Source organism: Alcanivorax sp. (assembly GCF_019431375.1).
Classification (GTDB): domain Bacteria; phylum Pseudomonadota; class Gammaproteobacteria; order Pseudomonadales; family Alcanivoracaceae; genus Alcanivorax; species Alcanivorax jadensis_A.
On sequence record NZ_CP080267.1, the window covers coordinates 3,021,113 to 3,043,343 of the forward strand.

Genomic DNA, 22,231 nt, shown 5'->3' on the forward strand with positions numbered 1-22,231 from the left:
CTACAGCCAGTCCGTATTATTTCAGTCGTACTGATGGGTCCAGGCTGGGGGCTTTCAGGGGTTTGCCTTGATAGGCCTCTACATCACCGAATCGTTTGTTGGGGAACTGCTCCCAGTCCGCCATGGCGTCTTCCAGGCGCTCCTGGTCCCGACCTACGAAATTCCACCACAACAGTACCGGTTGCCCCAGGGGCTCGCCGCCCAGCAGCATCACACGGCTGTTGGCGTCTAGCGTTAGCGTCAGACTGTCACGGCCACACCCCAGATAGTAGAGCTCACCGACCTGTAGGGTTTCTCCGTCCACGTCGGTGCGGCCTTCGTTAATGCATAAGCCCAGTTCAAATCCCGCAGGCACGGGAAGAGTCAGGGTGCAGGCCTCTTTCGCCACGATATCGGCCCCGACCAGGGGGGAGAACACCTGGGCGGGGGAGCGGCGGCCATCCAGTTCGCCCACCACCAGGGTGATCTCGGCCCCATCCTGATTCCATTGCGGCAGATCGGTGTGATGGCTGAAGGCCGGGGCGGTGTCTTCGTCTTCGGCGGGCAGGGCGATCCAGAATTGCAGGCCGTGCATGGGGCCGCTAAAACCGTCGGGGCTTTCCTCTGAGTGACAAATGCCATGGCCGGCGGTCATCAGGTTGAGCTGGCCGGGGCGGATTTCCTGTTCATAGCCCAGGCTGTCCTTGTGCAGCAAGGCGCCCTCGAACAGCCAGGTGACGGTCTGCAGGCCGATATGGGGATGGGTTCCCACATCGACGCCATTGTCGGCAGCCAGTGAGGTGGGGCCGATATGATCGAGAAAACACCAGGGGCCAATCAATCGCTGGTCGCGGCTGGGTAGGTGACGAATGATCGGCAGGCCGTTACCGAGAATGCTCTTGCGTGATGCCACTGCCTTGAGAGTGGGTTTGCCGGCAAGATTGGGGCATTCCACCATCTCGCCGCTGGCATTGGTGTTGCTCATGGCCGCCTCCATGGCATAGTCATTGATCTAGGGTTTTCAGTATGAAAGCGGCTGACGATAAAGAAAAGGAGAGCGCAATGGCGCGAGTACAGGTACATAGCGTTGAGAAGTATGTGCAACAGATTGATGTCCGGCAGCATCGGCTGGCCGCTGATGAAGGCGAAAAGCTGGGCGGCAGTGACAGCGGCCCCAACCCCTACGAGTTGTTGCTGTCCGGTCTGGGGGCCTGCACCTCTATCACCTTGCGCATGTATGCCGAGCGCAAGGGGTGGGATTTGGGGGAAATCCAGGTAGGGCTGCACTTTTATCGGGATGATGCGGGCAAGGAATATATTGATCGTACCCTGACCTGCAGCGGTGAGCTGAGTGAGGAACAGCGTCAGCGCCTGCTGGAGATTGCCGCCAAAACCCCGGTCACCAATACCGTTCGCCAGGGCACCCCGATCGCCACGGATTGGAAATAAGCGGCACGGCAACGCTGGTTTTGGCATACTCGCGCCTCCATTGACTCAGCGGAGGCCCTTGCATGTTCAAGGTCAACGAATACTTCGATGCCAAGGTGGCATCCATTGCCTTTCAAACCGAGACCAAGCCCGCCACGGTGGGTGTCATGGCGCCCGGGGATTACGAGTTTGGCACCAGTGAGCACGAGACCATGACCGTGGTAAGTGGCGCACTGACCGTGAAGCTGCCCGGCGCCGCCGACTGGCAGACATTTGCTGCCGGTGACACCTTTGAAGTGGTGGCAGACAGCCGTTTTCAGGTAAAGGTGGCAGTGGATACCGCTTACCTGTGTCTGTACGGCGAATAACAACACGGAAGAACGGGGGGTTGGAATGCCGTTATTTCCTGCCAGGGATGGCCAGTCACTGCATGTGAGAATTCTGGGACGTGGCCAGCCGGTGCTGATGTTGCACGGGCTGGGTATGCAGGGGCGCGACTGGCTTCCCTTCGTGCTGCCCTACCTGCGTCGTTACCAGTTCTATATGCCGGATCTGCGCGGGGCGGGGAATTCTGCCGCTGCCCGTTTCAACCAGCCGGATGTCTTCCATAATCACATGCAGGACATGGAAGATCTGGTGGCCCATTTCGGCCTGCAGGATTTCCATCTGGTGGGCTATTCCCTGGGCGCCACCACCAGCCTGCACTGGCATGCCCATGGGGATTTCTCCCCGGTGGGCCGTTATCTGCATATTGATCAGACCCCCTGCATCGCCAACCAGCCGGACTGGGCCCATGGCCTGTTCGGTGACCGACAGGAACACTTCTTCTCGCAACTGCGTGACTTGCTGGCCTTGCTGGAAGCGGCGCCGGATCAGGGGCGAATCGCCAACCTGGCCGCCGGCCTGCGCGAAGCGGTACTGCGTCAGCTGACCCATATTCTCGCCCAGGTGGCCGGTCGCCCCGGGCTGCATTCCGCCTTCCGGGCCACTTCCCGCTGGTCCGGATTGTGGGCTCGGCTGTTACCCGTGGCGGAGCTGGCAGATATCCGTGCCTACCTGCAGGCCTACCTGTCCGGGACCCATGATTACCGGCCCTCTGCTGCGGATTTTCCGGTGCCGGCCACGGTGATTACCGGCGCCCGCTCCCCCCTGTATCCCGCCGAAGGCCAGGCGGCCTTTGCCGAACTGATCGGTGCCCGCCATGTGGTGCTGCCGCGCTCCGGTCATGTGCCGTTGATGAGCCAGCCGCTGGCGTTTACCCGGGCGTTTGGCGAGTTTCTGGCCGGCAAGGAGTGATGATGGTGAGAATGGATGCGACACAAGCCTCCATATTGCGAAGGGGGCACTGAGCCCAGGCGAACGACACCAATCCGTCTGGGTGCGGCTGCGTTCACTGGTAGCGGAATGCAATTTCGGAAATCTGCCAATAGCGGGTAGGATGCATTACTTTCCTGAGCTGGCTTCGGAGAGAACAGGTGGTCGCCATTCACAGCAAAGCCCCGGCCTTGACGTTACGCGCGGGTACTGACGCTATTGCCCATTTGCGCGAATATGGCCTGCGTGCCGAGGATGTGGACATTGTGCCCGGTGCGGCCGGTGGTCCCAAGGCGTTGGGTATCAACGGGCTGGACCGGGCGGTTTTCGGGGACTTTCTCCCTCGGGCGCCTCGCCGTCGTACCCTGATTGGCGCCTCCATTGGTAGCTGGCGCTTTGCCGCTATTGCCATGGGCCAGGATCCGGCCCAGGGGCTGGCGCGGTTGGCGGAGCTATACACCCGCCAGCGTTTTCCCAAAGGCATTACCGCGAAAGAAGTCAGTCACCGCTGTGCGGCCATGCTCTCCGAGCTGCTGCAGGACCGCGACCAGCACATTCTGCATAACCAGGACTACCGGCTGGTGATCGTGGTGATCCGCAGCCGCGGGTTGATGGCCCGTAACGGTGGCCTGGGGTTGGGGCTGGGCCTGGCCGGGCTGATCGGTACCAATCTTTTTAGCCGCCAGGCCACCGGCCTGTTCATGGAGCGAGGCCTGGTTTATCCGGACGGTACTCCTCTACCGGTAGGGCCGCTGAATGATTTCACGACCCACCATATCTCCATGCGGGCAGAGAACCTGCGCGCGGCCCTGTTGGCCAGTGCCGCTATTCCCATGGTGCTCGACGGGGTCACCGAGTTGCCGGGGGCGCCGGATGGTGTCTATCGGGACGGTGGTATGCTCGATTACCACCTGGACTTGCCATACCAGAGTACGGGCATCGTGCTGTATCCGCACTTCACTGACCGGGTGATCCCCGGCTGGTTCGACAAGCCTTTGCGCTGGCGCAACGGCGACCCCAAACGCCTGCGCCGCCTGCTGCTGGTGTCCCCCTCCCGGGAGTACCTGGCCAGCCTGCCTCACGGCAAGTTGCCGGATCGCACCGACTTCAAGCATTACCTGGGTGATGACGCCGGCCGCGAGGCCTACTGGCGCAAGGCGGTGGGGGAGAGTCAGCGGTTGGGCGATGAATTCCTGGAGCTGGTGGAAAGCGGCAAGCTGGTGGATCGCATCCAGCCGCTTTAAAAGCCAGTGAACAGTTAACAGTGAATAATGAACAGCACACAAGGCAGTGCTGCTTCCTTCAACGTATCAGGTCGTGCTGAACATCAGTGCGCGGCCTCGTACGTTTAAATTCAAAGCAGGTCCTGATCGCGCAGCTGTTAACTATTCACTGTTAACTGTTAGCTGAACCCCTGCTAGTCTCACCTGACCTGGAATCACCACCAAGGTTGCCCATTGTCCCAGACCGCCCCTCCCTCCACCTTCTCCCTCGTCCGCCAGCTCTGGCAGCAGACTTGGCCCATGGCGCTGGGTGTCATGTCGTTACTCGGGTTCTACCTGGTGGACAGCATCTTTGTGGCGCGGCTGGGGACGGCGCCGCTGGCGGCGCAGTCGTTTACCTTTCCGCTGTCGTTTCTGGTGATCGGGGTGCAGGTGGGTATCGGCATTGCCATCGCCGCGCTGATCTCCCGCGCCATCGGTGCCGGGCAGCAGGACCAGGCCAACCGGCTGGGCGCGTTGGTGTTAACTGGCGGTGGTTTGTTGCTGGGTGTGTTGGTGCTGTTTCTGTGGCTGCTGCAGGCCCCGGCGTTCTCCCTGATCGGTGCCAGTGAGGCTATTCGCGAACTGATCCGTCCTTACTGGGCGATCCAGGTGCTGGCCATGTGGGTGGGCGGGGTACTGTACTTCGGCTACAGCCTGTTTCGGGCCCACGGCAATACCCGTTTTCCGGGGCTGATGATGGTGCTCACCAGCCTGCTCAACCTGATGCTGGACCCGCTGCTGATCTTTGGCGTGGGAGACTGGGACGGCTTCGGCCTGCCCGGTGCCGCGCTGGCCTCCTTGCTGGCCTTCGCCATCGGCCTTGGCATTCTGGTGCTGGCCCTGCGCGGCAAAGGCTGGGTGCAGCGCCACGGCATGCTGGTGCAGATGCGGGTATCCGCCTGGCCGTTCGCCCAGATTGCCGGGCCGGCCATGATCAGCCAGCTGATGCCGCCGCTGGCGGCCATGCTGGCCACGGCACTGGTGGCCCGGGCAGGCGATCAGGCGGTGGCGGCTTGGGGCATGGCCAGCCGGCTGGAAAGTTTTTCCATCGTGCTGGTGCTGGGTATGACCATGGCCCTGCCGCCCTGGCTGGGCCGTTGCTATGGAGGCAACGACTGGGAGACAGTGCGCCGCCTGATGCGGGTGGCGGCGGCCATGGTGATTGGCTGGCAGGTATTGCTGGGGCTGGCGATGGCGTTGCTGGCGGCGCCGCTGGCCGGCCTGCTGGTAGAGACGGCGCCGGTGCAGGCCTACCTGACCCTGCTGATCCGCTGGCTGCCACCCAGCTATGGCCTGCTCGGCGTCTGCATGCTGGTGGTCTCCGCCAGCAATGCCCTGGGCTGGCCCATGCGCGCCATGCTGATTTCCTTCCTGCGCCTGTTCCTGTGCTACCTGCCTCTGCTGTGGTTGGGCTACCAACTGGGTGACTTCGGTGGCCTGGCTCTGGGGGCGGCATTCGGCAACTTGCTGGCGGGGGTGATGGCGTGGGGGTTCTATCAGCAGGCGCTGGCCAGTGAGGGGCAGGGTGAGGCTGGGTGGCATCGTCAGTGATTGTCGATACCGGGGTCAGGCATTCTTCCTTTACTCACTAAATGCATATGCGTAAGTGTGTGCATCCGGCTAATGACATAGGCGTATTCCCTTTAATAACAAATACTTGTTTTTGTAACCAGTGCACATATTTTGGTAGACGTGCCTCTCGGCAAGCCTAGACTCCCACCCCAATAACGCCGGTCACTGCGACATGTTGCACGGCTCGTTTGCCATGCAATGGGCGTCGCAAGGACGTCTTTCGTCGCCATAGAGCCGGTATGGATACCGATAACGCTTTTGGGGAATATCATGCGCATTGCAAACGGAATGCTGGGGGCGGCCCTTTGTGTACTGACGCTGTCGGTGCAGGCCGAAGAACAGGCCGTCGAGGACGTGCAACCACGGAGCCACTTCGGGGATTATCGACTGGAGCTCGAAGCGGCCTATGAGAATGCAGCGCAGACGCTGGATGAGTCGCTGCAGCCGTTGCTGGAAAAAATGAATCACTTGTCGGACCGTCATGACGGTCGCGTGGCGGGGGTTCAGCACTAACGGTTCTGGCAAACAACGGCGACGCCACCCATAGACGGCGTCGCCGTTGTTTCGCTATCGCGGCTTTAGCATAGGCCGCCGCTAGCTTTCCCCTTTCTCTCCCCTCTCCCACTCCGGTGGCTTCCACAGATGTTTCAACCGCTGCCCGATGGGGCCGCGTTGTTTCATGTCGCGGAACATATCCACGTATTCATGGCACCAGTTCACCAGCAGGTTGTTGCTGTACACCGGGCGGGTAATGCCGTATTCCACCGGTTCCTCGTCCCGTTCCGGGGTAAAGGTACCGAACAGACGATCGAAAATGATGAAGACACCGCCGTAGTTGGTGTCGATGTAGTCCGGGTTGCGGCCGTGGTGGACACGGTGATGGCTGGGCGTGTTGAACACATATTCGATGGCCGGGTGCAGTCGTTTTACCAGGGTGGTGTGGATAAAGAACTGGTAGACCAGTGACAGGGCATAACACACCCCGATCCACACCGGGTTGAAGCCGACAAACGCCAGTGGCACATAGAACAGCCAGCCACCGTTGAAGATGTTGGTGGCGTTCTGGCGCATGGCGGTGGAAAAGTTCATCCGCTCGGAGGAGTGGTGGGTCACATGGGCGGCCCAGAACCAGCGCACCCGGTGAGAGCTGCGGTGCATCCAGTAGAAACAGAAATCGGTCAGCACCCACAGCAGGGCACCGGTGAACCAGGTCAGCTCGATATCCAGCAGCCGGTGGTGATAGGCAAAGGCATACACCGGGAAGGCGATCAGGCCGGCGAACAGCAGCTCGGTGGTCTGGTAACCGGCACCCAGCATGAAATTACGAATGGATTCCCGGGTATCCACCAGCTCGGCATTGTGGCGGATCTTCAGAAACTCCCACAGGAACACGCCAATAAAAAAGGGCGTGGCCACCATGAAGATCAGTTGCCGTTCGTCCAGGGCCAGCCAGGGAGCCACGGTTTCCCAGAGCGGGGCCAAGCCGCTGTTCTGCCACACGCTGTTGAACCAGTCCATCAGAGCCATGGGCATCTTCCCGTTGTGATTGATGATGGGATCATTGTGCGATTGGCAAGCGGGTTTGTATTGACCTTCTATGCCGTATTTTTGACAATCTATGCCATCGGACAAACGGCGGGAGAGGACCATGGCCACAGCCATGCGCGTGACTGGAGCCTGGGTGCAGCTGCTCACGGACTGGCTGGACCGGGAAAACCTGCCGGCGCCGGCTCTGCGCACCGTACTCGACAGCCGCAGCCCGGCGGACCTGGTACCCCTGCCGCTCTGGCGTGACCTGTTGCAGCAGGCGGTGTCGCTCCGGCCGGACCGGGTGGCACCGGGTCTGTCCATCGGCGCGATGGTGCAGCCCCGCCATGTGGGCATGCTCGGCTATCTGATACTCACCTGCCGCACCCTGGGTGAGGCCATGCAGGCCTACCAGCGCTACGAAACCCTGTTTTACGGTCGGGACATGGTGGAAGTGCTGGGCGCGGGGGAGCAGATCCAAGTGCGCTGGCCCGCCGAAGATTCCGTGGGGGAGCTGGCGGATACTGTCGCCATTGCCGCACTGATTACCTTTCTGCGCCGGCTGGTGGACGACCCGCCGTCACCCTCCTCGGTGTCCTTCGTATTCCCGGCGCCGCCGGCGGCAGCCTGTCAGGCCTACGAGGCTTTCTTCGGTTGCCCGGTGCATTTCGCCCAGTCCCACACCTGCGTCAGTTTTCCGATTCACTTTCTCGCCATGCCGTTGCCCCACAGTGACCCCAGCATGCGTAACCTGCTGGATCGGCAGGCCCGTGCCATGCTGCTGGCCCTGCCGGATTCCGATAGTTTCGACCGGGCCCTGCAGCAGGCCATGGTGCGGTTGATGCCGGAAGCGGCGGTGACCCTGCCGCGGCTGGCGGCGGAGTTGCACATGTCGGTGCGTACCCTGCAGCGGCGCCTGGCCGAGCGGCAGCTCACCTGGCGGGAACTGCTGGACCGCACCCGGGAACAACTGGCCCGCCATTACCTGGCGGAAGCCTCCCTGACCCTGGGCGACATTGCCCTGTTGTTGGGGTTTTCCGAACACAGCGCCTTCAGCCGGGCTTACCGGCGCTGGACCGGTACCACCCCGGGCAAGGCCAGAAAGCCCCTGGCGGCCGCATACAAAAAAGAATCCGCTGTCTAATCCATGATCTTTACCGGTGCCGGATTATGATCATGGAATGCGTTGCAAAACAGGAGCTTGGTGTTCGAAACGGGACGCCGCTACCCAAAATGTCCGAGGGGGTGAACATTCCTGTCATTGTTGCAAAATAGGGGGCTTGAGAACGTTGACGCCATCCAAACGCCCCCGGAGTGTCCGTTCTGCGGGGCAGGACTGAATACAGTAAAGGGACCTCATTCATGAAGACACGTATTACCGAATTACTGGGTATCCAGTATCCGATTGTGCAGGGCGGCATGCAGAATGTGGGCTACGCTGAACTGGCGGCGGCTGTATCCAACGCCGGCGGCCTGGGCATCATCACGGCTCTGACCCAGCCGAGCCCGGAAGACCTGGACAAGGAAATCAAACGCTGCAAGGAAATGACCGACAAGCCCTTCGGCGTCAACCTGACCATCTTACCCACCATCAAGCCGGTGCCCTACGAGGAATATGCCCGGGTGATCTGCGAAAACAATATCTCCGTGGTGGAAACCGCTGGCCGCAACCCGGAACCCTTTATGCCACTGTTTGAAGGCGCCGGTGTAAAAGTGGTGCACAAGTGCACCTCCGTCCGCCATGCGCTGAAGGCAGAGAAGGTGGGTGTGGCGGCGGTCTCCGTGGACGGCTTCGAATGTGCCGGTCACCCGGGGGAAGACGACATCCCCAATCTGGTGTTGCTGCCGGCGGCGGCCAAAGTGATCAAGATTCCCATGCTGGCATCCGGCGGTATTGGCACTGGTGCGCAGATGGCCGCTTGCCTGGCACTGGGTGCGGACGGAATCAACATGGGCACCCGCTTCCTGGCCTCGAAAGAATCGCCGGTGCATGAAAATATGAAGCGCGCCATTGCCGAAGCGTCCGAGCTGGATACCGCCCTGATTTTCCGTCCTTTGAAAAATACCGCTCGCGTTTTCAAGAATGCCGTGGCCACCCGGGTCAACGAGATTGAGCGGGAAAAGGGCCCGGACATGAAGTTCGATTACATCCAGGATCTGGTCGCTGGCGTAAAAGGCAAGGCGGCGCTGACCTCCGGTGAAATCGACGGTGGCATCTGGACCGCCGGCATGGTCCAGGGGCTGATCGACAGCTATCCGAGTTGTGCGGAAATTATTGATGACATCATCAGCGAGTGTGTGGGAACCATCAATCAGCGCCTTGCGGGTTTTATCAACGATTGACGGATTCCGGTTTTAGTCTCGCTCTCCCGAGCCATAGCCAGGGCAATGCCCTGGCTTTTTTTGATGCTCGTGACCGTAGGGTGGATTAGCCCGAAGGCCGTAATCTACCAACCAGACGCCTCCTATCACCCCTCCGCTCAATGGTGGATTACGCCTTCGGCGAATCCTCCCTACGCTATGTCTGGTGCCTGTGCGGGTTTCTCGGCGGGAGACTTGCCGGTAAGCTGTCCACGCACAAGGAGGGGGATCATGAAGGGATGCATATCGCGACTGCTGTTTGCCGGTGCCATATTATTATCGGGGCTGGCCAGCGCAGAGATCTACACCTGGACGGACGCGCAGGGGCGAGTCCATTTTGGTGACAAGCCTGCCGAGAATGACAGGGCGGAAGCCGTCAACGTTCGCATCAATACGTTCGAGAGCGTGAGCTACGAAAGTCTCGGCAAGGGTGTGCCGGAACCGGCGGCACGTGCCGGCAAGGTGGTCATGTATGCCACTCAGTGGTGTGGGGTCTGTAAAAAAGCCCGCCGCTACTTCAACGACAATAACATTCCCTTTACCGAATACGATATTGATAACAACCCGAAAGCCCGTAAACGCTTTGATGCACTCAATGGCAAGGGGGTGCCGGTGATTGTGGTGGGCAAGCGACGCATGAACGGTTTCAGCGTCGAGGGGTTTGAAAGAATATACCGGTAATCTTTTTTCTGTCACAAGGAACAGTGATGTTTACGCTTTATGAATTTGCCTCGTCCGGTAACTGCTACAAGTTGCGGTTGGCCATGACCCAGTTGGGAATACCCTTTCGGCGTATCGAAAAGGATATAACCCGCGGTGAAACCCGCACCGCAGAATTCCTCGCTATCAATCCCAATGGTCGTATCCCGGTGCTGGTGACGCAGGATAACAAGATGCTCCCTGAATCCAATGCGGCGCTCTGGTATCTGGCCAGGGACAGCAAGCTGATGCCTGAAGAGGCGTTCGAGCAGGCCCAGGTGCTGCAATGGATGTTCTTCGAGCAGTATAACCACGAACCCAATATCGCTACCTCTCGCTACTGGATTCATGTGCTGGGAGAAAAGGAAAAATACGCCGAAGCCTTGGCGGAAAAACAGCAAAAGGGCCACGACGCCCTACGTGTCATGGAAAGTCATTTATCAGGCCGGGACTTCTTTGTCGGCAGTGATTATTCCATTGCCGACATTGCCCTGTATGCCTACACCCACGTTGCCGGGCAGGGCGGTTTTTCTTTGGAGGATTACCCGGCGATTCAGGCCTGGCTGAAACGGGTTGAACAGCAACCGGGTTACGTTGCCATGGAAGCGTGAAAATCCACAACAGCGGATGACCAAGCGGTAGAACGGTAGGGTGGATTAGCCTAAGGCGTAATCCACCATCGACCTGCGCCGTGGTTTGGCGGTGGGTTACGCCTTCGGCTAACCCACCCTACGTGATAGCACTCGGCTAGAAGAGATTATTGCGTCAGGTGGTGGAAGTGATATTTCAGATGATCATCAATAAAGCTGGCGATAAAGAAATAGGAATGGTCATAGCCGGGCTGCATGCGCAAGGTAATTGGCACGCCGGCTTCCTCGCAGGCGGCGGTAAGAGATTCCGGTTGTAGTTGGCCGTCCTGGTAGAAATTATCCGCATCACCTTGATCTACCATCAAGGCCAGGGCGCTGCCGTTGGCCTTGATCAACTCGCAGGCATCCCAGGCTTCCCAGCTTTCCCGGTTATGACCCAGGTAGCCTTCGAGGGCTTTTTCGCCCCAGGGGCATTGCATCGGGTTGCTGATCGGTGCGAAAGCGGAGACGGAAGTGTAGCGCCCGGGGTTTTTCAGTGCGCAGATCAGGGCGCCATGGCCACCCATGGAATGACCGCTGATGGCTTCGCGACCGTTGAGCGGGAAATGGGCGCGCAGTAATGCCGGCAACTCATAGGTCACGTAGTCGTACATGCGGTAGTGCTGGCTCCAGGGCGCGCGGGTGGCGTTCACATAGAAGCCGGCGCCGGAACCGAAATCATAGCTGTCGTGCTCACCGGGCAGGTCGGTGCCGCGCGGGCTGGTATCCGGGCAGACAATGGCCAGGCCCAGTTCCGCGGCAGTGCGTTGGCTGCCGGCTTTCTGCATGAAGTTTTCATCGGTGCAGGTAAGCCCGGACAGCCACCACAACAACGGGACAGAACGTTCCTCTGCCGCCGGTGGCAGATAGATGGCAAAGATCATCTCGCAGTTGAGCACCCGGCTGCGATGCCGGTAGCGCTTCAACCAGCCGCCAAAGGATTTGGTGGCAGAAACCAGTTCGATATCAGACATGATTCAACCTTTCTAACGAAGCTGCTGTAGGAGCACCTCTTGAGATGCGAACCTTGCCTGGCAAGGTTCGCAAGTAGATTCGTACCTCAATAGGTGCTCCTTCAGTCGGAATTAGTACGCCTTAAAAAAGAATCACCGAACGAATGCTCTTGCCTTCGTGGAGCAGGTCAAAGGCGGTATTGATCTCGTCCAGCCCCATGGTGTGGGTAACGAACTCGTCGATCTTGATTTCGCCTTTCATGTAACGATCCACATAGCCGGGAAGTTCGGTGCGGCCTTTGACGCCGCCGAAGGCGGAGCCTTTCCAGACCCGGCCGGTGACTAGCTGGAAAGGACGAGTAGAGATTTCTTCACCGGCGCCGGCCACGCCGATGATGATGGATTCGCCCCAGCCCTTGTGACAGCACTCCAGCGCCGAGCGCATCACATTCACGTTGCCGATGCACTCGAAGGAATAATCCACACCACCGTCGGTGAGTTCGACAATCACTTCCTGAATGGAATTGTTGTAATCCTTGGGGTTGATGAAATCGGTGGCGCCGAACTGCCGGGCCAGGGTTTCCTTGGCCGGGTTGGTATCGATGGCGATGATGCGTTCTGCCTTGGCCATCACCGCGCCCTGAATTACCGACAGACCAATGCCGCCGAGTCCGAACACGGCCACCGTGGACCCGGGCTCCACCTTGGCGGTATTGAGCACCGCGCCGATGCCGGTGGTGACGCCACAGCCAAGCAGGCAGATCTTGTCCAGCGGGGCTTCCTTGCTGACCTTGGCCAGGGAAATTTCCGGCACCACGGTGTATTCGGAGAAGGTGCTGGTACCCATGTAGTGGTGCAGCAGTTTGCCGTTTAGGGAAAAGCGGCTGGTGCTGTCAGGCATCAGGCCCTGGCCCTGAGTAGCGCGCACCGCCTGGCACAGATTGGTCTTGCCGCTCAGGCAGAATTTGCACTTGCGACACTCGGCGGTATAGAGCGGAATCACATGGTCGCCGGGTTTCAGGCTGGTCACACCTTCGCCGACTTCCTGCACGATACCGGCGCCCTCATGGCCAAGAATGGAGGGAAAGATCCCTTCCGGGTCCTTGCCGGACAGGGTGTAGGCATCGGTGTGACAAACGCCGGTGGCGACGATCTGCACCAGCACTTCCCCGGCCTTGGGGCCGGCCACTTCCACTTCTTCAATCTGTAGGGGTTTGCCTGCTTCCCAGGCGACCGCGGCACGGGATTTCATTGGGGCTCCTTGATGAATCCGGTATTGAGGGATGTATTCACTATACGCAGACACGAATACCGCTATAAGGCACAATTCGGCAAGAGATTATTGTCAGGTAAGCAATAATGCAGCACTGGGATCGTATTGAGGCTTTTGTGGAAGTGGTGCGTCGTGGCTCTTTTGCGGATGCCGCCCGGCACCTGGGGGTGTCCAGTTCCCACGTGAGTCGGCTGGTGTCACGGCTGGAGACCCAGCTCGGTACCCAGTTGCTTTACCGCACCACCCGGCGCCTGAAGCTCACCGATGCGGGTGCCGTCTACTTCGATCACTGTGGCCAGTTGTTTGATGGTTTTCAGGAAGCGCTGTCGGCCATCAGCGACTACCAGCAACGGCCCACCGGGGTGCTGAAGCTGACCTGCGCCACCACCTTTGGCGAGCGCTATATCGCGCCGTTGGTAAATGATTTTCTGGCTCGCCATCCGCAATTGTCGATACAGCTGGATTTCACCAACCGGCGGGTGGATATCATCGATGAAGGCTTTGATGTGGCCATCCGTACCGGGGCCCTGCCGGACTCGTCGCTGATCGCCCGCAAACTCTGCCCGCGTCGGGAATACATCGTCGGCTCTGTGGACTATTTCCAGCGCCATGCCCGGCCCCATACCCTGGGAGAACTGAATCAGCATAACTGCCTGCTCGGCTCTGCGGACCAGTGGGCGGTGGATGTGGACGGCCAGCATCGGCAATGGAAAGTGCAGGGTAACTGGAAGGGCAATTCCGGCATGGCCCTGCTGGATGCCGCCCGCAAGGGGCTGGGATTGGTGCAGCTACCGGATTATTACGTGGAAGACGATTTGCATCAGGGGCGTCTGATTTCCGTACTGGATCAGTATGCCTGTACTCATACGGCGGTATGGGTGGTCTATCCTCGCCATCGTCACCTGTCGCCCAAGGTGCGTCAGTTTGTGGATTTTCTGGTGGAAGGTATGGTGCGTTGAAAGAGGCTGATACCTTCTTTTGTAGGAGCGTCGCTGGTGGCGCGGTAGAGGTCAGTTGCAAGTTACAAGGAACAACGCGAAGAAAGCTTAATGGTCAGAAAAGTATGAGCCCGCGCTGGTCTCGGTACGGTCCTACAGCAATAAAATGGAGTGGATATGTACACAGGAAGTTGTCTTTGTGGCGGTGTCACTTTTGAGATCGCCGGTGAGCTGGCGCCGATACAGGTCTGCCATTGTCAGCAATGCCGCAAGGCACAGGGCACCGCGCTGGTGACCAATATTTCCGGTGGAAACCGGCAAGCTGCACTGGGTGAGTGGTGAGAAATTACTGAAAAGCTATGCGTCCTCGCCGGGCAAGCAGCGGGTGTTCTGTCGCGAGTGTGGTTCGCCGGTTTACAGCTGCCATGAGAGCAAGCCGGGCGTGGTGCGCATCCGGGCGGGGCTGGTGAATGAGCCGCTGGCGACACGGCCGGCATTTCATATCTACACGGATTCGGCCTGTAACTGGTGGGCCATCGATGATGGCTTGCCGCAGTATCCCGAAGGCGCGGGATAAAAAAATGCCGGGCCATCGCCCGGCATTTCCTGTTACGCCATCTGTGCTTTCAGTGCCTCGATTTCGTGGGCATCGCCGTTGCGTGCCACGAAGGCCTGCCAGTTGTCGGCGGCCTGGCTCTTGAGCACCTTGGCCACACGGGGCAACTCCGTCTCCGGCAAGTGGCCGAACAGGCCCAACAGCTTGCTGTCATGGGCCTGGCCCAATGCCTGCCCCAGTGCCTCTGGCTGGCTTTGGGTGAGCACGTCCACCGCTGGTGTCAGGTGTTCCTGATCCAGCAGTGGCAACAGGGTGAGCAATTCATCCCAGCTGTTTTCACTGGCCACGGTGCTGATCAGGCTTTCCATCACTGAGGCTTCGCGCAACTTGGGCACATTCACCACCATTTGCTGATGCTGATTGTCCATGGCGTTCACCGCCTGCAGCAGGTTGGTCCACAAGCGCTGTTCGCTGGCCACTTCGATAATGTGACTGATGACGGCTTCGCCCTGCTCGGCCACCAGGTTGCCCATCTGGCCGCGCAGTTCGGTGTTCAGGTGCCCGTTCAGGGACAGTACTGCCGACCACAGTTCATGGTCGGTGGCGGCTTTCAGTGTGGCCCGTTGCTGTGCTTCGCTGAGCAATGCCAGCACGGTGTCCAGTTTGCTCTTGTCTTCCAGGTAAAGGGCGATCTTCACCATGGCTTCGCCATCGTCGATGCTGCTGGTAACGGCTTGCAGAGCGGAGGGCTGAATCACCGCGACAAAACGGGCCAGGGTAATGTGCTCGCCCATGGCCAGCAGGGTCTTGGCCACGGAGGCGACAATCTTGTCGGGCATGGCAGACAGCAGGTCACGGGAGTGCCTGGGCTCAAGATGGATGCACAGCTTGGCGAGAAAGTCTTCCGGCAGTTTCTCGGCCAGCTTGATGGCGCGCTCCGGAGGCAGCTCGGAAGCAATGCCGGCGGCGAGCACGGAGCCCAGAACGGTAGTGGCCAGCTTGGCGCTGGCGCCGGTGGGAACCAGTTTGCTGATGCCGGCCAGGCGCTGATAGCTGTCCTGATGCTGTTCGTAAAAGAAGCCGGAGACGGCACTGCGGAAGTGGGCAATGGCAGTCAGATCCTGACCATCCAGAAAGGCCAGGTTTGTCTCGTCGGTTTCCAGCAGGCGGCTGAGTTTGAGTAGTTCGGCCTGGGTTTCAATGTGCATGTCTGTCTCCTTAACCGAACAGCATCTTTTTCACCGGGCGGCGGAAGGGCCCGGGCACCACATTCAGTGCGTTATTCATGGCTTTTTCGACTCTGGCGTCTTTGGTTTCCAGAGCGGCAAGGACGGTATCGGCCAGCTTGCTGGCCTGATCCGCGGGCAGGGACTCAATAAAGGCCAGCGCGTCCGCTGGCAGCCCCTTGTTCTTCAAGGTACTGATGGAATCAGACATGGTTTCTCCTTCACTACAGCGTCCCGGAGCACATTCCCGGACGCCCTGGATACAGGCTGTCGGACCCAGCCTGCCTATGGCTGGCGCTACTATGCCAGCAATGAGGGAGGATGGGTGTTGCCGAAAAGCCGTTGTCTGGCGGCGCTCAAGAAAGCGTAACAGCCGGTTTGGTTTGCCTGGCAGGCTCGCCGGGGTGCCCGCGCCCCGGATTTAACCCGCCGTGTCGGGGTCAGGCAAAGTCCATCTGGTCACTGATAAAGCCCACGCTGATGGCGCCGGGGCCGATATTGACCCCCCCGGTGAGCCCCATGTGGCTGATAAGCAGGTCTACCCCATGTTTCTCTGTGGTGGCTTTCAGTTCACTAAAGCCGGGCATCTGGTAAACCGCATCCGGGTCGCCGGCATAGCTGACGCAGACAATGGGGGTCAATAGCCCCTGTTCCACGCAGGCGCAGGCGTGGGTGAACATCTTTTCCACGGCGGTTTCGAAGCCGCGTACCTTGGCCACCGGAAAGGTTTGGTCCTGGCGAGCGCAGAGGATGGGTTTGATGTCCAGGGCCGAGCCCATCAGCGCGCCAACAAAGCCCACGCTCTTGTCTCCTTTCTTGCGGGCGCGTTTGTGCACGTAATAGAGATCTGGCACCACAGCGTAACCCGAGGTTTTCGGGGTCAGGTCGCTGATGCGCTGGCGGATGTCGCCGACTTTCATGCCGGCATTGATAAGCCGCATGGTCTCTGCCGCCAGTACTCCCTGGCCGGCAAACAGTGTCTGGCTGTCACTGACACGGATGCGGAACGGCCCTTCACGACCGGCGGCTTCACGGTATTTTCTGTAGTCGCCGAGGATGGCATGGGCCGCCTCGGTGGCGTTTTCGAAGATCGGGCTGCGACTCTTCGGTACCGTCTGCACCAGGGCGTAGTCGAATTCTCCCACCGCCTGCTCCAGGAACAGGGTACGGATCTGGTCCACCGTTGGCGGCGCGGTTTCCGCGTCGTGGTTCTTGTCCACTTCGTGGCGGGCGTAAAACTCCCGGGCCCGTTGCGGGTCGCGGTCGTCCACAAAAATTTCCTTGCCGATGCGGATGGGCACCGGCATTACCAGGATGTTGTTAGCGTCAATAAATTCCTTGGGCAGATCACAACCCGAGTCCACAACCAGACCGATTCTCATTGTTATGCTTCCTGTGGGAAGTTGAGGAGCCTCTGGATAACTCCTTGCATACTCAGCGTGGCCTGAAGGGTGCAGCTGTTGTGTTTTGTCGCGACGGACAGGGTGGTTCCCTTTCCTAGCGGCAAAGCGCAGCAGATGGGCCCTTCAGGACGCGCCCTTCGGGTCTTCCAGGCTGGCCCGCACTCGTTGTTGCGCTTTTTCCACAGGCAACCAGCATGCCTTCAAAATCGCGCCACTCTTTACCTTGGCCGAGGGGGCGAGCCAGCCTGAAAGACTGAGCATGCAAGGAGTTATTCAGAGGCTCCTTTAGAACCAGTCTAGTACTGCCGTTCCGTTACTGGCGTCTTTTTGCGTATGGGATTGGTTAGGTGCTGTTACAAGACGCCAGCCGTTAACGTGATGGTGGGGCGTTACTGAATATTGCCGCCAACCTGGACCACTTTCAGGGTGTTGGTGCCGCCATGGGCATCGTTGTAGTTGCCCTTGGTGATCAGAACCCGGTCGCCGTCCTGTACGGCGCCCATTTCCTCCAGAATGGCGACTGCGCGGCGGTTGACTGCGTCGCTGGCGATGGCATGGCTGTCAAAGGGGATGGCACGCACGCCGCGCAGGATGGCCACCCGGCGCTGGCTGCTGGGGTAGGGGGTGAAGGCATAGATGGGGATGCCGGAGCGCAGCCGGGACATCAGCCGCGGAGTGTTGCCGCTTTCTGTCATGGCAATGATGGCGGTGACCTTGCTGAGCCGGTTGGCGGCCTGCATGGCCGCCATGGCAATCACTTCATCAATGTTGTCAGTGTTGTCGTTGATGGGGCGGTCGGTGCGTCTTTCCTGCCAGGTACGCTCGGCGCCGAGAATGATGCGGTCCATGGCCTGTACGGTTTCCACCGGGTATTCGCCCACTGCGGTTTCCGCCGACAGCATCACCGCGTCAGTGCCGTCCAGCACCGCATTGGCCACATCGGACACTTCTGCCCGGGTGGGCTGGGGACTGTGAATCATGGATTCCATCATCTGGGTGGCGGTGATCACGAAACGGTTGAGGGCCCGGGCGCGCCGAATGATGTGCTTTTGCACCCCCACCAGCTCCGCATCGCCGATCTCCACGGCCAGATCACCCCGCGCCACCATGACGCCGTCGGACGCTTCAATGATGGCATCCAGGGTGGCATCATCCGCCACCGCTTCAGCTCGTTCGATCTTGGCCACGATGCCGCCCTGGCCACCGGCCTGCCGGTAACGGCGGCGGGCTTCTTCCACGTCTTCGGCGTCGCGGGGGAAAGACAGGGCAAGAAAATCCACTTCCATGTCGGCGGCGGTGACGATGTCGGCCAGGTCCTTGTCGGTGAGTGCCCGGGCGCTGAGGCCGCCGCCCTTGCGATTGACCCCTTTGTGATCGGACAGCTCGCCGCCCACCAGTACGGTGCATTCCACCCGGGTGCCGCTGATGGCGTCCACTTTCAGTTCCAGCAGGCCGTCATTGAGCAGCAGCACATCGCCGGGCCGGCAGTCATCCGGCAGCGGCGGGTAGCTCACGCCTACCTGCTGGGCATTGCCGGCGTCATCCGCCAGGGCGGTATCCAGGGTAAAAGGCTGGCCGGCTTTCAGCAGGATAGGGCCATCGGGAAAGCTGCCGATACGGATCTTTGGTCCCTGCAGGTCCGCCAGGATCGCCACATGTTCGCCACACTGCTCAGCACAGCGGCGAATGGTGTCTGCGGTTTCCCGGTGAGTGTCAGCACTGCCATGGGAAAAATTCAGCCGGAACACATTCACGCCGGCCTGGATCAGGGCGTTCAGTCGGGATTCGGAGGAAGAGGCAGGGCCAACGGTGGCGACAATCTTGGTGCGACGCAGGGGAGAGCGGGACATTCGAGGCATTTCCATCAGCTGATTTTTGACCAGCATACCATGCTGACTTGGCGGAGGGATGACAGGGGGTCACCAGAAATCAGACAAAAAACTCCCCCGCGAAAGCGGGGGAATAAGGAGGTAGTCGTGTTGGCAAAAATCAATGCAGCATCGCGAAGGAGCAGGACTGGGCTTCGCTGAGGCGAAGGAAATCACCCATGCCCATCTTGATCACTTCGGTGTGGGTGCCGGCATTAAAGGCCAGCCAGTCTTCGCTGATCATGGTGTCGTCCACATACACCTTCATGTCGTAGAGGTTGCCGAACGGTGGCTCGCCGCCGGGTTCGCAAAGAGGGAAGCGATCCTTGAAATCCTCCTCCGGAGCCAGCCGGACGCTCTCCGCATTCAAGGCCTGGCGCAACCGTTCCGGGTCCAGGTATTGATCGGAGGGCAGCACCGCCATGGCCAGCTCGCCGTCCACATCCACGATCACCGTCTTGGCCATGTGACGTCCGGGAATATGGCTGGACTGGGCCACCTCGGAAGCAGTAACGGCGGGCGGGTGGTTATAGCAATGATAGTTCACATTGTTGTTGTCGAGAAAATCAGCCAATGCGCGGGCAGGCATGATAGACCTCCTCCCGGTGATGATAAGCCGGGAATAGGGAGCCGCCGCAGGGACAGTTTGTGACCGGCCCAAGGCTGGCTCCGTGAATGTTCATATCCAGCTTAGGGAGAGGGAGGCGGGTGGGGAAATACGGTTATACGCTAAGGGAAATAGCGGAAAGGCATAATAGTTAACAGTGAATAGTTAACAGTTAATAGCGAAAATCAAGAGCCAAAAAATTGACAAGATAGGCAGCTACACCAGCCTATCCTGTTCACTGTTCACTGTTCACTGTTCACTGCCTGTCACATCCCCAGATTATCCAGAATCCGCAGATTCGGACCGGCCTGGTTCATGGTGTAGAAGTGCAGGCCCGGTGCGCCCATGGCCAGCAGGCGTTCGCACAGACGGGTGACCACTTCCTCGCCGAAGGCTTTCACTGCCGCGTCATCATCCTTGATGTCGTTGAGCTTGCTGTGCAGCCAGCGGGGGATGTCGGCGCCACAGGTGCTGGAGAAGCGCACCAGGTTGGCCACGTTGAGGATCGGCATGATGCCCGGGTAAACCGGGGCGTCGCAGCCGATTTTCTGCAGCGCGTCCAGGTAGTAACCGTAGGCGTCGGCGTTGTAGAAATACTGGGTCAGGCCGCTGTTGGCGCCAGCGTCGATCTTGCGCTTGAAGTGGGCAATGTCGTCCTCGAAGCTGCGCGCCTGGGGGTGCATTTCCGGGTAGGCGGCTACTTCCAGGGTAAAGTGATTGCCGGTTTCCTCGCGTATTAGCTGCACCAGTTCGTCGGCGTACTTGATCTCGCTCTGGGCATAGCCCATGCCGGAAGGCAGGTCGCCGCGCAGGGCGACGATGCGGGTCACGCCGGCATCCTTGTAACCGTTGACCAGCTCCAGGATTTCGTCGCGGCTCTGACCGATGCAGCTCAGGTGCGGGGCGGTGTCACCGTGTTGCTGGCGCAGCTGATTGACCATGTCACGGGTGTTGTCCCGGGTGGAGCCGCCGGCACCAAAGGTGCAGGAAAAAAACTCCGGTTTCTTGGCCAGAAGTTTCTGCTGGGTAGCCAGCAGCTTTTCTTTCCCCGCATCGGTTTTCGGCGGGAAAAATTCAAAACTGATTCGTTTGCTCATTTGGCTTGTGCCTTTTCGATCAAAAGCAATGTCACCACAGAGACACAGAAGCATCAGAGTTAAAACCAATAGATGAATTGTGCGGTTTTTCCCTCAGTGTTCTCTGTGCCCTCTGTGGTTGGTTGCTTTTAGTACTTGTAGTGCTCGGGCTTGTACGGGCCGTTCACGTCCACGCCGATGTAGTCTGCCTGCTCTTTGGTGAGCTTGGTGATCACGCCACCGAAACCCTGCACCATGTAACGGGCCACTTCTTCGTCCAGGTGTTTGGGAAGCACTTCCACCTTGAGCATTTTTTCCTTCACGGTGTCGGAGTGCTTGGCATAACCCTGATCGAACAGGTACATCTGCGCCAGCACCTGGTTGGCGAAGGAGCCATCCATGATGCGGCTGGGGTGGCCAGTGGCGTTGCCCAGGTTTACCAGGCGGCCTTCAGAGAGCAGCAGCAGGAAGTCGCCCTCGGCCTTGTTGCGCCATACCTTGTGCACCTGCGGCTTGACCTCTTCCCATTCCCAGGTCTTGCGCATGAAGGCAGTGTCCACTTCGTTGTCGAAGTGACCGATGTTGCAGACCACGGCGCCTTTCTTGATGGCCTTGAGCATATTGGCGTCACAGACATTGAAGTTGCCGGTGGTGGTGACCAACAGATCCGTGGTGCCCAGTAGCTCGGTGTTGATGGACGCTTCGGTGCCATCATTAATGCCGTCCTTGTACTGGCTGACTACCTCAAAGCCGTCCATGCAGGCCTGCATGGCGCAGATCGGATCCGCCTCGGTGACCTTCACGATCATGCCTTCCTGACGGAGGGACTGGGCGGAACCCTTGCCCACGTCGCCATAGCCGATCACCAGCGCTTTCTTGCCGGACAGCAGGTGGTCGGTGCCGCGCTTGATGGCATCATTGAGGGAGTGACGACAACCGTACTTGTTGTCGTTCTTGCTCTTGGTGACGGAGTCGTTCACGTTCACCGCCGGAACTTTCAGGGTGCCCTTGTTGAGCATCTCGTAAAGACGGTGGACACCGGTGGTGGTTTCTTCGGTGATGCCGTGGATGTTGTCGAGCATCTGCGGGTAGGTGTCGTGGATGTAACCGGTCAGGTCGCCACCATCATCCAGGATCATGTTGGCATCCCACAGCTCGCCATTACCGTCACGGCAGGTTTGCTCGATGCACCACATGTACTCTTCTTCGGTTTCTCCTTTCCAGGCGAATACCGGTATGCCGGCGGCGGCAATGGCAGCGGCGGCGTGGTCCTGGGTGGAGAAGATGTTGCAGCTTGACCAGCGCACTTCCGCGCCCAGTGCGACCAGGGTTTCGATCAGCACGGCGGTTTGAATGGTCATGTGGATACAGCCGATGATTTTGGCGCCTTTCAGCGGCTGCTCGGCTCGATATTTCTCGCGGATGGTGATCAGTGCCGGCATTTCGGTTTCGGCAATATGGATTTCAGAGCGGCCATAGGCGGCCAGGGAAATATCGGCGACTTTAAAGTCGGTAAAAGTGTCCGCTTTTGCGTTCATGGTGTTCTCCATTCGTTTT

24 protein-coding genes are annotated in these 22,231 nt (G+C 59.4%); 13 read left to right on the forward strand and 11 right to left on the reverse strand.

Annotated features, from left to right (window positions below; genetic code table 11):
• Nucleotides 1-16: 16 nt before the first annotated feature.
• A complete protein-coding gene (locus KZ772_RS14160; protein WP_290537170.1) occupies nucleotides 17-964 on the reverse strand; it encodes a pirin family protein in 948 nt (315 codons plus the stop codon).
• A 77-nt stretch (nucleotides 965-1,041) separates the two neighbouring features.
• Here KZ772_RS14160 and KZ772_RS14165 point away from each other — a divergent pair, with 77 nt between their 5' ends.
• The 6 genes from KZ772_RS14165 to KZ772_RS14190 all read left to right on the forward strand — a co-directional run bounded on the left by KZ772_RS14165 (nucleotide 1,042) and on the right by KZ772_RS14190 (nucleotide 6,071).
• On the forward strand, nucleotides 1,042-1,428 hold the full coding sequence (locus KZ772_RS14165) for an OsmC family protein (protein WP_290537171.1): 387 nt from the start codon (nucleotides 1,042-1,044) through the stop codon (nucleotides 1,426-1,428).
• A 62-nt stretch (nucleotides 1,429-1,490) separates the two neighbouring features.
• Entirely contained in the window at nucleotides 1,491-1,775 is a 285-nt protein-coding gene (locus KZ772_RS14170; protein WP_290537172.1) for a pyrimidine/purine nucleoside phosphorylase, read from the forward strand.
• A gap of 25 nt (nucleotides 1,776-1,800) precedes the next feature.
• Nucleotides 1,801-2,703, forward strand: a complete 903-nt coding sequence (locus KZ772_RS14175; protein ID WP_290537173.1) for an alpha/beta hydrolase — start codon at nucleotides 1,801-1,803, stop codon at nucleotides 2,701-2,703.
• 179 nt (nucleotides 2,704-2,882) lie between these two features.
• Complete coding sequence (locus tag KZ772_RS14180) at nucleotides 2,883-3,965, forward strand: patatin-like phospholipase family protein (RefSeq protein ID WP_290537174.1); 1,083 nt, start codon at nucleotides 2,883-2,885, stop codon at nucleotides 3,963-3,965.
• 279 nt (nucleotides 3,966-4,244) lie between these two features.
• Complete coding sequence (locus KZ772_RS14185) at nucleotides 4,245-5,537, forward strand: MATE family efflux transporter (RefSeq protein WP_290539488.1); 1,293 nt, start codon at nucleotides 4,245-4,247, stop codon at nucleotides 5,535-5,537.
• 291 nt (nucleotides 5,538-5,828) lie between these two features.
• The gene (locus tag KZ772_RS14190) at nucleotides 5,829-6,071 is read left to right on the forward strand and encodes a hypothetical protein (RefSeq protein ID WP_290537175.1); all 243 of its coding nucleotides are present in this window, start codon (nucleotides 5,829-5,831) and stop codon (nucleotides 6,069-6,071) included.
• A gap of 81 nt (nucleotides 6,072-6,152) precedes the next feature.
• Here the strand turns inward: KZ772_RS14190 and KZ772_RS14195 are convergent, their stop codons facing one another.
• Nucleotides 6,153-7,085, reverse strand: a complete 933-nt coding sequence (locus KZ772_RS14195) for a sterol desaturase family protein (protein WP_290537176.1) — start codon at nucleotides 7,083-7,085, stop codon at nucleotides 6,153-6,155.
• 121 nt (nucleotides 7,086-7,206) lie between these two features.
• Between KZ772_RS14195 and KZ772_RS14200 the strand changes: the two genes are divergently transcribed.
• The 4 genes from KZ772_RS14200 (at nucleotide 7,207) to KZ772_RS14215 (ending at nucleotide 10,756) form a co-directional block, all read left to right on the forward strand.
• Nucleotides 7,207-8,229 (forward strand): AraC family transcriptional regulator, encoded by a 1,023-nt coding sequence (locus tag KZ772_RS14200; RefSeq protein WP_290537177.1) that lies wholly within the window; start codon nucleotides 7,207-7,209, stop codon nucleotides 8,227-8,229.
• A 179-nt stretch (nucleotides 8,230-8,408) separates the two neighbouring features.
• On the forward strand, nucleotides 8,409-9,428 hold the full coding sequence (locus tag KZ772_RS14205) for a nitronate monooxygenase family protein (protein ID WP_365871141.1): 1,020 nt from the start codon (nucleotides 8,409-8,411) through the stop codon (nucleotides 9,426-9,428).
• Nucleotides 9,429-9,677: 249 nt separating this feature from the next.
• Nucleotides 9,678-10,127: a glutaredoxin family protein gene (locus KZ772_RS14210; protein WP_290537179.1), complete on the forward strand. Its 450-nt coding sequence runs from the start codon at nucleotides 9,678-9,680 to the stop codon at nucleotides 10,125-10,127.
• Between the two features lie 26 nt (nucleotides 10,128-10,153).
• Nucleotides 10,154-10,756: a glutathione S-transferase family protein gene (locus KZ772_RS14215; protein ID WP_290537180.1), complete on the forward strand. Its 603-nt coding sequence runs from the start codon at nucleotides 10,154-10,156 to the stop codon at nucleotides 10,754-10,756.
• A gap of 146 nt (nucleotides 10,757-10,902) precedes the next feature.
• Here KZ772_RS14215 and fghA read toward each other — a convergent pair whose 3' ends face one another.
• Nucleotides 10,903-11,748 (reverse strand): S-formylglutathione hydrolase, encoded by an 846-nt coding sequence (fghA, locus tag KZ772_RS14220; protein ID WP_290537181.1) that lies wholly within the window; start codon nucleotides 11,746-11,748, stop codon nucleotides 10,903-10,905.
• Between the two features lie 121 nt (nucleotides 11,749-11,869).
• Nucleotides 11,870-12,979, reverse strand: a complete 1,110-nt coding sequence (locus KZ772_RS14225) for an S-(hydroxymethyl)glutathione dehydrogenase/class III alcohol dehydrogenase (protein ID WP_290537182.1) — start codon at nucleotides 12,977-12,979, stop codon at nucleotides 11,870-11,872.
• A 107-nt stretch (nucleotides 12,980-13,086) separates the two neighbouring features.
• Between KZ772_RS14225 and KZ772_RS14230 the strand changes: the two genes are divergently transcribed.
• From KZ772_RS14230 to KZ772_RS14240, 3 genes are all read left to right on the forward strand, one after another.
• On the forward strand, nucleotides 13,087-13,959 hold the full coding sequence (locus tag KZ772_RS14230; protein WP_290537183.1) for a LysR family transcriptional regulator: 873 nt from the start codon (nucleotides 13,087-13,089) through the stop codon (nucleotides 13,957-13,959).
• 156 nt (nucleotides 13,960-14,115) lie between these two features.
• Nucleotides 14,116-14,280: a hypothetical protein gene (locus tag KZ772_RS14235; protein ID WP_290537184.1), complete on the forward strand. Its 165-nt coding sequence runs from the start codon at nucleotides 14,116-14,118 to the stop codon at nucleotides 14,278-14,280.
• Nucleotides 14,246-14,515: a GFA family protein gene (locus tag KZ772_RS14240; RefSeq protein ID WP_290537185.1), complete on the forward strand. Its 270-nt coding sequence runs from the start codon at nucleotides 14,246-14,248 to the stop codon at nucleotides 14,513-14,515. The genes KZ772_RS14235 and KZ772_RS14240 overlap by 35 nt, the downstream gene beginning before the upstream one ends.
• Nucleotides 14,516-14,547: 32 nt before the next feature.
• Here the strand turns inward: KZ772_RS14240 and KZ772_RS14245 are convergent, their stop codons facing one another.
• From KZ772_RS14245 to ahcY, 7 genes are all read right to left on the reverse strand, one after another.
• The gene (locus KZ772_RS14245) at nucleotides 14,548-15,702 is read right to left on the reverse strand and encodes a hypothetical protein (RefSeq protein ID WP_290537186.1); all 1,155 of its coding nucleotides are present in this window, start codon (nucleotides 15,700-15,702) and stop codon (nucleotides 14,548-14,550) included.
• A 10-nt stretch (nucleotides 15,703-15,712) separates the two neighbouring features.
• On the reverse strand, nucleotides 15,713-15,931 hold the full coding sequence (locus KZ772_RS14250) for a hypothetical protein (protein ID WP_007151188.1): 219 nt from the start codon (nucleotides 15,929-15,931) through the stop codon (nucleotides 15,713-15,715).
• Nucleotides 15,932-16,160: 229 nt separating this feature from the next.
• On the reverse strand, nucleotides 16,161-17,102 hold the full coding sequence (locus KZ772_RS14255; RefSeq protein WP_290537187.1) for a DegV family protein: 942 nt from the start codon (nucleotides 17,100-17,102) through the stop codon (nucleotides 16,161-16,163).
• 410 nt (nucleotides 17,103-17,512) lie between these two features.
• Nucleotides 17,513-18,973, reverse strand: a complete 1,461-nt coding sequence (pyk, locus tag KZ772_RS14260) for a pyruvate kinase (RefSeq protein ID WP_290537188.1) — start codon at nucleotides 18,971-18,973, stop codon at nucleotides 17,513-17,515.
• A 139-nt stretch (nucleotides 18,974-19,112) separates the two neighbouring features.
• On the reverse strand, nucleotides 19,113-19,580 hold the full coding sequence (locus tag KZ772_RS14265; RefSeq protein ID WP_290537189.1) for a YbaK/EbsC family protein: 468 nt from the start codon (nucleotides 19,578-19,580) through the stop codon (nucleotides 19,113-19,115).
• Between the two features lie 284 nt (nucleotides 19,581-19,864).
• Nucleotides 19,865-20,695, reverse strand: a complete 831-nt coding sequence (gene metF, locus KZ772_RS14270) for a methylenetetrahydrofolate reductase [NAD(P)H] (RefSeq protein ID WP_290537190.1) — start codon at nucleotides 20,693-20,695, stop codon at nucleotides 19,865-19,867.
• A gap of 128 nt (nucleotides 20,696-20,823) precedes the next feature.
• A complete protein-coding gene (ahcY, locus tag KZ772_RS14275) occupies nucleotides 20,824-22,212 on the reverse strand; it encodes an adenosylhomocysteinase (RefSeq protein ID WP_290537191.1) in 1,389 nt (462 codons plus the stop codon).
• Between the last annotated feature and the right edge of the window lie 19 nt (nucleotides 22,213-22,231).